7 protein-coding genes, 7 tRNA genes and 1 pseudogene are annotated in these 13310 nt (G+C 33.2%); 2 read left to right on the top strand and 13 right to left on the bottom strand.

All coding sequences use genetic code 11. The features are described from left to right. Nucleotides 1-188 precede the first annotated feature (188 nt). Nucleotides 189-827 (bottom strand): annotated as a pseudogene (locus RT261_RS18985) (GTP pyrophosphokinase); the annotation flags it as partial. Between the two features lie 957 nt (nt 828-1784). Here RT261_RS18985 and RT261_RS18980 point away from each other — a divergent pair. Then, complete coding sequence (locus RT261_RS18980) at nt 1785-3620, top strand: ABC transporter ATP-binding protein (protein WP_313134691.1); 1836 nt, start codon at nt 1785-1787, stop codon at nt 3618-3620. Then, nucleotides 3620-5398, top strand: coding sequence for an ABC transporter ATP-binding protein (locus RT261_RS18975; protein ID WP_313134690.1), 1779 nt, complete (start codon nt 3620-3622; stop codon nt 5396-5398). The genes RT261_RS18980 and RT261_RS18975 overlap by 1 nt, the downstream gene beginning before the upstream one ends. A gap of 343 nt (nt 5399-5741) precedes the next feature. On the opposite strand, the gene RT261_RS18970 is transcribed toward RT261_RS18975, so the two are convergent. The 12 genes from RT261_RS18970 to RT261_RS18915 form a co-directional block, all read right to left on the bottom strand. Beyond that, nucleotides 5742-7238 carry a sensor histidine kinase gene (locus RT261_RS18970; RefSeq protein WP_313134689.1) on the bottom strand — a complete coding sequence of 499 codons (1497 nt, stop codon included), beginning with the start codon at nt 7236-7238 and terminating at the stop codon, nt 5742-5744. After that, entirely contained in the window at nt 7228-7911 is a 684-nt protein-coding gene (locus RT261_RS18965; RefSeq protein ID WP_313134688.1) for a response regulator transcription factor, read from the bottom strand. The genes RT261_RS18970 and RT261_RS18965 overlap by 11 nt, the downstream gene beginning before the upstream one ends. Nucleotides 7912-8280: 369 nt before the next feature. Further along, nucleotides 8281-8787 (bottom strand): FliG C-terminal domain-containing protein, encoded by a 507-nt coding sequence (locus tag RT261_RS18960; protein ID WP_313134687.1) that lies wholly within the window; start codon nt 8785-8787, stop codon nt 8281-8283. A 598-nt stretch (nt 8788-9385) separates the two neighbouring features. Then, the gene (gene tkt, locus RT261_RS18955; RefSeq protein ID WP_313134686.1) at nt 9386-11374 is read right to left on the bottom strand and encodes a transketolase; all 1989 of its coding nucleotides are present in this window, start codon (nt 11372-11374) and stop codon (nt 9386-9388) included. 114 nt (nt 11375-11488) lie between these two features. Beyond that, complete coding sequence (gene fsa, locus RT261_RS18950) at nt 11489-12142, bottom strand: fructose-6-phosphate aldolase (RefSeq protein ID WP_313134685.1); 654 nt, start codon at nt 12140-12142, stop codon at nt 11489-11491. A 274-nt stretch (nt 12143-12416) separates the two neighbouring features. Further along, a tRNA-Lys gene (locus tag RT261_RS18945) sits at nt 12417-12489 on the bottom strand. Nucleotides 12490-12530: 41 nt separating this feature from the next. Then, nucleotides 12531-12603: transfer RNA gene (locus tag RT261_RS18940), tRNA-Phe, on the bottom strand. A gap of 53 nt (nt 12604-12656) precedes the next feature. Further along, nucleotides 12657-12730 (bottom strand) — tRNA-Met (locus RT261_RS18935). Between the two features lie 43 nt (nt 12731-12773). Then, nucleotides 12774-12855, bottom strand: a tRNA-Tyr gene (locus RT261_RS18930). Nucleotides 12856-12931: 76 nt separating this feature from the next. Next, a tRNA-Thr gene (locus RT261_RS18925) sits at nt 12932-13004 on the bottom strand. A gap of 22 nt (nt 13005-13026) precedes the next feature. Further along, a tRNA-Val gene (locus RT261_RS18920) sits at nt 13027-13099 on the bottom strand. 43 nt (nt 13100-13142) lie between these two features. After that, nucleotides 13143-13216: transfer RNA gene (locus RT261_RS18915), tRNA-Asp, on the bottom strand. Nucleotides 13217-13310: the final 94 nt, after the last annotated feature.

Below are 13310 nucleotides of genomic sequence, written 5' to 3'. Positions count from 1 at the left end.
TTCTTCTTTGTTTCGGCAGCATGATTTGTCTTTTTATCTTCTTTTTCAGATGAGGGTGGAACGGGTTCTTCTACAATACTTACTTCTTTTTGGGTATAACTGACAGACTCTTCGTCATCCACTACGGTTCCATAAGAGTCTTTAATCATATGCTGAAAGGTATCCGATACAATTTCCCTGTATTGGGCATCTTTGTCTTCCAGGCTATAGGATTTTACTTCTTCATTGATCGTTAACATTTTTTGATCAAGGAAGGCTACTATATCCGCACATTCTTTTAATTCTTTGCGGATTCGTTCCGGTGCATTTCCTTCAAATTTGTAATATATTTTGTGTTCAAGACTTGCCCAAAAGTCCATAGCAATGGTACGAATCTGTACTTCTACTTTCGTATTTATCATAGTATTGGACAGATAAATTGGCACGGATACTATCATATGATAACTGGTATAACCATTTTCTTTTGGACACATAATATAATCTTTTACTTTTAACACCTGCACGTCACTTTGTTTAGCAAGCAGATCTGCAATACGGTAAATGTCTGAAGTAAATGAGCATATAATTCGAATTCCAGCAACGTCATTAATATATTTCACAATATTTTCTACCGTTAATTCCCTTCCATTGTGGCGTATCTTCTTTGCTATACTTTGAGGTGACTTTATACGTGATGTAACATGTTCAATTGGATTGTATTGATGTGCTAATTTAAATTCATTATTTAATATTTCTATTTTAGTATTTACTTCTCTCAATGCAGAGTCATACATAAGCATGACCTTTTTCCATTCTTCCTCTTCATTGTAAAACATAGGTAAATCCATAACTTCCTCCTATATGTTTCCCCAATATTCCATAATTCAAATATATCTTCTATTTTTAGTATCATATTTTATTTCTAGTTCTAGTTCTTTTTATCATTTAATTCTTTTTGTTGTTAGTTATTTATCATTTCTTATCATTTAATTTTTTTTATTCTTATTTTTTATTTCTCATCGTTTCGATTCATAGTTACATACTTTTGTTTTTCGTTTATTGTTAAAAATGTTTCATCAATTAATGGCTCTGTCTACTAATATTTTAATCTGATTTTTCAATTTTGTTACCAATATCCCATTCACAGTTTGGCTATGTAAGAAATTATTACATGTTAAATTATAACACCAAATTATGAACAATCTTTGAATATTTAAAGACTTAATAAAATATTAATGTTTCTTTAATTTTCATTTATAAACTGCTTTTCTTTATAAAAATTTCCTATATTATAAATAATTTTTCCAAAAATATATGCACTTTATATAAAGAAGTCTCTAAAAAACCTCTCTGAAAACTATCCTCTTCAAATAGAAGAAAACAGCTGTAAAAAGTGGTTTCAAGGCATTAATCTCCTATCTGGTTTATAAGCTTGGTTTATATTTCTTAATTAATTTTATAATTTTTAAATAAATTTATTGACTTTCTTTACATGTGTGCTATAATATGGAAAGACTATAAAAGAAAGAGAGGTAAAATCATGATTAAGTTTAATAATTATCAAAACAATTTTATATGTAACGTATTATGTAAGTTTACCTCTGAAATAGGAATAACCTTATAATTTGAATGCTGCGTATTTATGCTTTTTGCAGGTTTATATTTTTTAAAGGGATTCGTTTATTTGCCGTAGGTATCTTACCTTACGGCTTATTTTTTGCCCAAAAAAGGTTGCTCTTAGTTTAGAGGAAAGTAAAAAAGCTGTACTTATTAACCCGATAGGTACATTCGAAATGGGGGAAATTATGAAAAAAATATCAAGTTATATACGTAAATATTGGTATTCCTATGTATTTGGCATTATATGCATGGTTATCAGTGTTTCACTCGATTTATTATCACCGCAGATTACCAAGCGTATTATTGATGATGTTATAGGAGGAGGAAAAGTAGAACTCCTTACCAAACTATTATTAGGTATTTTCTTGGTTGGAATCGGAAGATGTATCTTTCAATATTTAAAAGAATTGACCTTTGACTTTGTAAGTTCAAAAATTGCCTGCGACATTCGTAGAACTCTATTTTGTCATATTCAAGGTTTATCCGTCCAATTTTTTGATAAAACCAATACCGGTGAGTTAATGTCCAGAGTAAAAGATGATGTTGATAAGCTCTGGGGCGCATTGGGATTTGTCGGTATGTTAGTAATAGAAGTCATTATTCATACCAGTTTGGTTATCTATTGTATGATTAACCTTAGTTTTAAATTAACCATTATACCTTTAATAGCCATGCCTTTAGTAGGGTTTTTGGCTGTTTTAATGGAGAATAAACTGGGTGGTGTTTATGAAGATATCAGTGAAGAAAATGCTGTCTTAAATAGAGTAGCACAGGAAAATCTGTCCGGTGTTAGAACAGTAAAAGCCTTTGCTAGAGAAAAGTTTGAGATTCAAAAATTCCTGTCTCATAATAAAAAATATTATGATTTAAATATGAAACAGTCAAAAATTCTTGTAAAGTACTATCCATTTTTCCAGTTTATATCTAAACTTATGCCGGTTTTAGTTATTATTTATGGCGGTATTTTGGTTTTGCATGGAGAAATAACTCTTGGTACTTTAGGCGCTTTTACAGAATATTCCACTAATATTGTATGGCCTATGGAAATGCTGGGCTGGTTAGCTAATGATATTGCTTCCGCATTTGCATCCGATAAAAGAATTAAAAAGATTTATGAAGAAGTACCCATCATTAAGGAAACTAGCAATCCAACTGTTCTAAATGAGATAACGGGAGACATTGAATTCGAGCATGTTTCCTTTAGTCAAAATGGTAAACAAATATTATCTGACATAAGTTTTAAACTTGAAGCCGGTAAAACCATTGGCATAATGGGTGCAACCGGAGCAGGTAAATCTACTATCGTAAACTTGCTGCAAAGATTTTATGATACCGACGAAGGTGATATTAAATTAGATGGTGTAAACATCAAAGATTTAACATTAAAAGAACTTCGCAGCAGTATATCTTTAGTTATGCAGGATGTTTTCCTTTTCTCTGATACGGTCAGCGAGAATGTGAAACTTGGTAAACGTGCATATGTAGGTGAAGATGATGTAGTCTATGCACTCGATCATGCACAAGCCAAAGACTTTGTTGAACGAATGGATAAACAATATGATACTGTTGTAGGAGAGCGGGGCGTTGGTCTTTCCGGCGGTCAGAAGCAACGAATCAGTATTGCAAGAGCGTTGGCTAAAAGAAATCCAATACTTATATTGGATGACTCTACCTCAGCTCTGGATATGGAGACAGAACATTCCATTCAAATGTCTTTAAATGAATTAAATGATACTACAAAAATAATCATTGCTCATAGAATCTCCGCCGTTCGTAATGCAGATGAAATCTTAGTTCTAGAGGAAGGTTCCATTGCGGAAAGAGGAACTCATGAATATTTATTAGATAAAAAAGGTCTGTATTATAAAACATATATGGCACAGTATGGAGATATCTTAAATGATGATTTCTTAAAAGAACTAAAAGAATATAATGAAGGTGCTGATGATTTAAATGGAGAAGGTTTAAAATCTCCTTCTACAGAAACACCTGATTTTATGACACCCAGGGAGGTGATATAATGTCTATAAATGCTACACGGGATGATGAAGTATCGGTAAGCAGTAAAGGAAAACTTGCAACCCTCCTTAGATTATTTAAATATCTGCTTGCATACAAAAAGGAAATTGCAATTGTACTTTGCATTATGGCCTGTATTGTAGCTATAACTTTAATTAATCCATTAATTATTGAACGTGCCATTGATGTGCACATTGCAAATAATGATATGAACGGATTAATTAAGCTTGGCGTTTTTGCAATTATCATGAATATCATTTTTGTTTGTATGGTAAAGCTAAGAATTTACATTATGTCCAAAATATCCAATAATGTATTGCTGTCAATCAGACAAGAGCTTTATGAACATATACAGAAATTAAGTTTTAGCTTTTTTGACAGCAGACCTACCGGAAAAATTTTGGCCCGTATTATAGGGGATGTAAATTCACTGAAAGATGTTTTGTCCAATAGTGTTACTACATTAATACCGGACTTTATATCCATATGTGGTGTAGTAACCATCATGCTGGTGAAAAATTATAAGCTTGCATTAGCTTCAATGGTTAGTTTACCCATCTTAATTATTGCTATGTGGTTTATACAGGTATTCTCCCATGTCAGATGGCAGATTCACCGTAAAAAAAGTTCAAACTTAAATGCATTCATACACGAGGATTTATCCGGCATGCGTATTATTCAAAGCTTTACGGCTGAGGAAGAAACCGAAGAGGATTTTGATCAATTACTAAAAGAACACAGAGGTTCTTTTATAGATGCAATTGTATTAAACGATGCTTTCGGCTCTGCCATTGATTTTTGCTGGGGACTTGGAACTGTATGCCTGTATTACGTTGGTGTTAAAATGATTGGCAGGGAATCTGTTCCTGTTGGTACACTTCTTGCGTTTGGCTCCTACATATCCATGTTTTGGAGGCCAATTATGAATTTAAGCAATTTTTATAACCAGCTGGTAACTAATATATCCGGTGCAGAGCGTATCTTTGAAATATTAGATACCAAACCGGATATTTCCGATAAGGATAAAGTAACTAATATCCCGGAAATTAAAGGTGATATTGTTTTTAGCAATGTATCCTTTGCCTATGATAAAGATACTAAAGTATTAAACGATGTCAGCTTTCACATTAAACCGGGTGAGACCATAGCTCTTGTAGGGCCAACCGGTGCCGGAAAAACTACTATTGTTAATCTCATCAGCCGTTTTTATGATATTCAGGAAGGTGATATCTTTATTGATGGCTACAATGTAAAGGATGTAACCATTGAAAGCTTAAGAATGCAAATGGGTGTTATGACACAGGATAATTTCTTATTCTCAGGAACTGTAAAAGATAATATCCGCTATGGCAGATTAGATGCTACAGATGAAGATATCATTGCTGCTTCCAAAGCAGTCCATGCTCATGACTTTATTATGAAATTAGAAAAAGGTTATGATACCGAACTAAAAGAAAGAGGTTCCGGATTATCCATCGGTCAGCGGCAGCTTTTAGCATTTGCAAGAACCATGGTATCCATGCCTAAAATATTAATTCTGGATGAAGCAACTTCCAGTATAGATACCCATACTGAAATCTTGGTACAACAAGGAATCGAAGTATTATTAAAAGGAAGAACCTCCTTTGTAATTGCCCACCGCCTTTCAACGATTCAAAAGGCAGACCGGATCTTTGTAATTGACGATGGGGGTATAAAAGAAGAAGGAAGCGCACAGGAATTATTAGATAAAAAGGGAATGTACTACGAATTGTATATGGCTCAATTCAAAAATATTTAATATATAAAACGAATTGAAATCGTTTGTCATTTTTTCGCTTATTCAGCCTTGTTGGATAAGCGAAAATTCTTATAGTGAATGGTACTCTTAATAAGTGATACAATTACATTCTTCCCAACTATTTTAACAATTAAGGCTGTAATATTGAAACTGATTTAAGTTACAAATATGTGCCTTTAAAGTCAGTTAATATAAATATGCCCCTTATTGTAGATTAATTATCTGTCTGCAACAAGAGGCATATTTTAGATTAGCCTGGGAAAGGGAGGCTTTCATCTTTCCAACATGCTAATGTTTTACTCTAAGTCAATTTTATTCTAATTGAATTGAATATTTTATTAAATTAATGTCTTCTCCGTGGTAATGTAATCGTAAAAGTAGTTCCTTTTGTAAATTGAGACCGTATTTTAATTTTCCCTGTATGTCCCATTATAATTAATTTTGCAATGGATAACCCTAAACCATGACCGCTGATCTTTTCATTTCTAACATGTTCTGAACGGTAGAATCGTTTAAAAATATTATCTACATCTTTTCTTGTCATACCAATACCCGTATCCTGTACTGTTATAACACAATCTCCGCTTTTATTCTCACATGTTATGGTTATGGTATCCCCTTCTTTCGTGTATTTCACAGCATTATCAATAAATACACGTATAGCCTGTTTTAGCGCCTGCTTGTCTCCATATACAATTACATTTTGAAGTATTGGACTTTCAATTTTTCGATTGGTGATCACCAAACGGGTTTCTTTTACCATGTCTTCCACAACAGTACACATGTTAAATCTTTTCTTCACAAGTTTCAAAGTCTTTTTGTCATGTCTGGATAAGAATAAAAGTTTTTCCACTAAATCCTGCATGGATTTGGCTTCATTGTTAATGGCATCAATGGATTCCATTAATACATCCTCATCTTTGGTACCCCAGCGATTTAATAAATTAGCATATCCTTGTATTACTGCAATAGGCGTACGAAGTTCATGAGAAGCATCTGAAACAAACTGTTTCTGACTTTCATAAGAGGTTTCAATACGGTCAAGCATATCATTAATAACCATCGCCAGGTCTTTTAGTTCATTCTTTGTTCCTTCCACATTTAATCTTTCACTATGGAGATTATTCACCGTTAATTTATTAGCTGTGGCAGACATCTCATAAATAGGTTGAAATAGTTTTCTGTCACTTTTCTTTCCTCGGCGGATAATAATATATACAAGCACCAGATAAACTATGGAAACATTTATTATTAACCCATATAACTTGCTGCTTGCTTCAGCAAAATCGTACTGAAAATGAAATTTATAAGTTATATTATTATTAGCTGCTTTTTTTTCTTCATAAATAATCAGTTTCATTGGTTCATCGCCAACTTTATCCTCTGAATACACTTTATTTAATATCTTCTTTTTCTCCGTAATATCATATGAAATATCATTGTATAATTCTTTATTTGTACTTGAATCATATACTTTAAAAGATATTCCATCTATATAATAAGGATTTATAGACAAGTTATGTTCACGTTCTCCATAGCTTGGTAAATTACCTTCATATAGATTAACTAAAGTTTCCTCTTCCTCTACGGTAGATATAAACTGATTGATAATAGCCACGGCCTTTTTTTCACAGTTTTTCCATTCAGAAAAATAATACAGCAAAGAAATTGCTGCCATAAAAATTGCACCGTTAATCAATAATAATTTTAAATATTGAAGCGAGATACGAAATTCTATGGAAAAACGGAATTGCCCCAGGAAGTTTTCCTTTTTCTTTCTTAACGGAAGTATAATTTTAATTAATAATTGCCGTATTGCTTCTACTAATCTATTTTTCATCCTTAATTATATACCCTACCCCTCGCACTGTGTTTATTAGGCGAATACCGTATTTATCATCAATTTTCTGTCTTAAATAACGGACATAAACATCTACCACATTGGTATCTCCCAAATATTCATAATCCCAAACATTATTCAGCAGCTGTTCTCTTGTTATGGCAATATTCTTATTTCTTAGCAAATATTCCAACAGCTCAAACTCTTTCTTGGTAAGAACGATTTCATCTTCACCATAATACGCACTATGGCCGGTTAAATTTAATTTTAATTCTCCTATTTGTAACATATCTACCTTCGGCTGATTTATTTTAGATTGTCTGTTTAAGGCAACGCGAATACGTGCCAGTAATTCTTCTATTGCAAAAGGCTTGGTCATATAATCATCCGCACCTGTATCCAAACCTGCTACTTTATCCGTGACATCATCTTTTGCCGTTAACATGATAATAGGGACACTTGATTCTAATCTTATTCTTCTGCAAACCTCTATCCCGCTTAAACCCGGCAGCATAATATCCAAAAGAACAAGATCAACGTTATAATGTAATGCCTTTTCCAAGCCAGTTCTTCCATCCGAAGCGATCTCAACTTCGTAACCTTCATATTTTAATTCCAATTCCACAAATCTAGCAATCTTATTCTCGTCCTCAATAATTAATATCTTAGCCATTTTTACTCCTCTCATAACGAATATGTTAACTTATATCCATTTTGAATGCATTATTTTACTTTTATTCTTATTCTATCGGTTCTTCTAAATGAATGCAATATGTATAAATTAAAGTTTAATTAGAAAAGTGTGACTAATATTCTGTAGAACCTCCATACAATTTTAATGATAGCTTTAAATGGTAAAAATCTATTCGGAATTGTTGTGCTGGGCCTTACAATACTTAATAGAAAATGAAAATGAATACAAAAGGATGGGCTTTAAAGAATCCCATCCTAAATTTATATAAGTTAAATCTTTTGGTTAAAACAAAGTAAATTATTTATGACTAACTTTTAAAGATAGCATATACTGCTACTCTACTATGTTTTAGACACCACTAATATTATTAATATCTTGAATTATTCTATCTTGTATTTCCACTATTTCTGAAATAGGTACACTTTCATTATTTACTTTTGTAGAATCCCCCTCTTCAACTAATGATAAAATAATATCTTTAACTTTTGGAGACGCAGCCTTTAAAGCTTTAAACACATCCTCCCTACTATAATTATCTAATACTAATTTTAATAATTTTGAATCAACATTAGCAATATCTTCAAAACTTAACAACTTAGATGAGAGTTTCTGAAATAGCGAATTATTATTTGATTTAATTATTTCTAATAATACCTCTCTATTATCACTATCTAAGTTTTTTAAGATATCTCCAATTTCCTCTTCTCTATTATCCACTTTTTTATATGCACTTTTAATATAACTATCAATATCACTCCACAAATCATCATTAATAAATCCATTTTGTATTATTGATTCATAATATTTCATTTGAAGCTCTTCAGGTAATAAAGAAGTAAAAGAAAATAGTTTCATATAATATACCCTCCTTAATTTTGTATAAAAGCTATAAATATAATATAATTGATGTCTTTATGTAATAAAACTGGATCTAATTAATTACTTAACTTTCAGTAAAGATTTTATGTTATTCCTCACACACAATTTCAATAAGTATATGGAATTGTATGCTCCATTTGGTTTAACTGAATACGCTTAAACATTGTTTCGTATTTACAATACATAGGCAACATTTTCATTAAATATTCCTTTGAGTATCCTTATAAAGCGGTGTCAGATATTGAAATGCCTATTAATTTTTCATTTAATTTAGACATAAATATCTCCCCCTCTCCATAATTAGAAAAAACTCTTTATTTAATATCAAATTATTAAAATAATTATATAATATTTAGCAATTATTTGCAATATAGCGTTTAAACCAAAGAGTTAACTAAAAAAGAGTCTTCCTTTAACCATAAGCTAAAGAAAAACTCTTTATTCTTTATTATCTACTAGATAATTTTAACTTCTTTATTATTACAATTTTTATTATATCCTAATTTCTATATTATTTTAATTGTTTTTCAAATTGCCTTCTTATTAAAATAATATTCTTTAATCATTTATATTCTTATAATACGGACTTTACAGTTGCCACAACATTTTCCACAGTAAAGCCGAACTTTTTAAATAATTGATTTGCCGGTGCAGAAGCTCCAAAACTCTTCATAGTTACATATGCTCCATCTAAACCAACATATTTGCCCCAACCAAAATCAATGGCTGCTTCTACTGCAATTCTTGCTCTTACACTCTTTGGAAGTACACTTTCTTTATACTCTTCCGACTGTGCATCGAACAATTCTAATGATGGCATACTTACTACTCTTACATCAATTCCTTCTTTAGCAAGTTCTGTTTTTGCCTGGATACCTAACTCAACTTCTGAACCGCTTGCTAAAATAATCCCATCCGGTGTTGTTTTTTGGGAATCTGCTATAACATATCCACCTTTTAAAGCTTCCTTACTGGAACCGGCTAATTGAGGCAGGTTCTGACGTGTTAAAACTAAGGCAGTAGGAGTTGTTTTTGAAGTTATTGCATAATACCAGCCAGCTATTGTTTCCATAGCATCTGCCGGTCTGAAAACAGTAAAGTTTGGCATTGCACGAAGCATTGCTAATTGTTCAACCGGCTCATGGGTAGGACCGTCTTCACCAACACCAATACTATCATGAGTTAAAACATATGTTACCGGCACTCCCATTAAAGAAGACAATCTTGCCATAGGTTTGATATAATCACTAAATACAAAGAAAGTAGAAACATATGGCCTTAATCCTCCATGAAGAGCTAAACCATTACCAATTGCCGCCATTGCAAGCTCTCTAACACCAAAATGGAGATTACGTCCACCGTAATTATCTTTTGAAAAATCACCTTCATTTTTCATATATGTCTTAGTAGAAGGAGCAAGGTCTGCGGAACCGCCTATAAAGCTTGGAACTAAGTCTTTGATTCTATTGATTACCATACCAGATAAATTCCTTGTTGCATCTGCTTTATCTTCAAATGACCAAAAATCCTCATCATTTAGTAAGTCTTTGGCTATATCTAAATTATGCTGTTTCTCCCAAAGTTCTTTCATCTCCGGATAGGTTTCACAATATTTCTTAAACATTGCATTCCATGTTTCTTCTACCTTAGCATTCTGATCTGCAATTGTTTTATAATTTGCATATACCTCCTCCGGAACATGGAAAGGTTCCATGGACGGCCAACCTAAGTTTTCTTTTAATGCAGTAATATTCTCTGCTCCTAAAGGTTCACCATGTGCACTGGCTTTACCTTCCTTAGCAGGGCATCCAAAACCAATTTTAGTTTTAACAACAATGAAAGATGGTTTTGTTTTATCTGCCTTTGCTGCTTCTATTGCAGCGCCAATCTCCTCAGGATTATTACCGTCTTCTACAACTAACGTCTGGAAACCATATGCTTCAAACCGCAATTTCACATCTTCTGTAAAGGCTATATCTGTGTCGCCTTCAATTGATATTTTATTGGAATCGTATAAAACAATTAATTTATTTAAACCCAGGGTACCTGCTAAAGAAAAAGCTTCCGATGAAATACCTTCCATCATACAACCGTCTCCACCAAGTACATAGGTGTAATGATCTACTACTGGAAAGTTATCTTCATTAAATTTAGCTGACAAATGTGCTTCTGCCATAGCCATTCCCACAGCCATAGCCATTCCTGCACCAAGTGGTCCCGTAGTTGCCTCTACACCAACTGTATGTCCATACTCAGGATGACCTGGAGTTAAAGAATCCAACTGTCTAAATTGGGCTAGATCTTCTACAGATAAATCTCCGTAACCAAATAAATGTAATAAGGAATATAGTAAAGCTGATCCGTGACCTCCGGATAAAATAAATCGATCTCTGTTTGGCCATTTCGGATTCTTGGGATTATGGTTCATGTGTTTCGCCCATAGTTCATAGGCCATTGCTGCAGCTCCCAATGGTAGTCCCGGATGTCCTGAATTAGCTTTTTGAACCGCATCAGCCGACAAGACTCTAAGTGCATTTATTGACATGGAATCAATGTTACTCATTTTATTTCCTCCTAAAAATTAATGATGCTCATTATTATCAAAATCAAGGTGATATAAATCCTGTAATTATTTATATCACACGTTGATTACCTTGACATAACTGGTTAAAATATACTATTCCCCAAATACTTCTCTATAATCCTTCTGGAATTTAGCAATACCTTGATCTGTTAAAGGATGTTTTATACATTGCTCCAACACACCAAAAGGAACTGTAGCAATATCTGCACCAGCTAAAGCACAATCTGTTATGTGTATGTTATTACGTACACTTGCTGCAATAATCTCAGTATCTATATTATAAATATCAAATATTTCTGCTATTGTCCTGATTAAATCAATACCTGGCGTAGATATGTCATCCAAACGTCCTAAAAAAGGAGAAACATAAGCTGCACCAGCTCTTGCTGCCAATAATGCCTGATTAGCAGTAAATATTAAAGTTACATTTACTTTAATTCCCTCTTTTGATAAAACCTTTGTTGCCTTTAAACCTTCTGCTGTCATAGGGATTTTAACAACCATATTAGGATGAATTTTAGCAATCTCTCTTCCCTCTGCAATCATTCCCTCTGCGTCTACAGTAGTAGCTTTCACTTCCCCACTAATTGGACCATCTACTATAGAGGCAATTTCTTTAATAACTTCTGTAAAATTTCTTCCTTCCTTAGCAATCAATGACGGATTAGTAGTTACTCCGCATATGATACCCATATCATTTGCCTTTTTAATATCTTCTACATTAGCTGTATCAATAAAAAATTTCATACCTAAATCCTCCTTCAATTAATATCTATATAATTATATAAATATCTGTAAATTATTATTGCAAGAATAATGGAAGAAAGTTACTGGTTATTACTTGGATGTCATTCCACTATTAATCCAAATATACTATACTATATCAAAATCTATAATTCAATAGAAAAACGATAGAATAATACATTATTCTCATTAAATAGATTCCATATTTTCCAAGTTCTGTATATTAATTTAAAACAATAAAAAAAAGACCTTTCAGTCTTAATTTAAAACAAATACATGAGACATCCGGGATTCGAACCCGGGACACCTTGATTAAAAGTCAAGTGCTCTACCAACTGAGCTAATATCCCAAATTTATTGAGCTGATACATGTACCATTCCCAATAAAAAATGCCCAGAGCCGGAATCGAACCAGCGACACGAGGATTTTCAGTCCTCTGCTCTACCGACTGAGCTATCTGGGCATTGTCTTCGACTTGCGAAGCAACTATTACGAAAACCATATGTAGTTTTCGAGTTGCGGGGATAGGATTTGAACCTATGACCTTCGGGTTATGAGCCCGACGAGCTTCCAGACTGCTCCACCCCGCGATATAATATATGTTTGTTTTTCTATATTTATTAGTAAAACAAGTGGATGGAGAAGGATTCGAACCTTCGAAAGCGTCGCTAACAGATTTACAGTCTGCCCCCTTTGGCCACTCGGGAACCCATCCAAATTAATTTTTTATTACCAACAATATTATATGCCTTATTAACAATTTATACACATGAATATAATTTTATTCACAAAGCCGACGATCGGACTTGAACCGATAACCTGCTGATTACAAGTCAGCTGCTCTGCCAATTGAGCCACGTCGGCATTTAGAACTTTAAAGCTCTAATGGGACCTACAGGGCTCGAACCTGTGACCCTCTGCTTGTAAGGCAGATGCTCTCCCAGCTGAGCTAAGATCCCATGGGAATATAAATATTATTGTCATTCTTTATCTCTAAAGAAACGACCCAGAAGGGACTCGAACCCTCGACCTCCGCCGTGACAGGGCGGCGCTCTAACCAACTGAGCCACTGGGCCAATACTTGACAATTACTATCACATTGAATGACATTACCTTTAACAAATATGAACAATTCTTTAGGTCAAGCCCTCGACCTATTAGTATTAGTCA

Source organism: Anaerocolumna sp., assembly GCF_032079385.1.
Classification (GTDB): domain Bacteria; phylum Bacillota; class Clostridia; order Lachnospirales; family Lachnospiraceae; genus Anaerocolumna.
The sequence above is the reverse complement of the archived record's forward strand: the minus strand, read 5'-3'. Positions and strand labels throughout refer to the sequence as shown.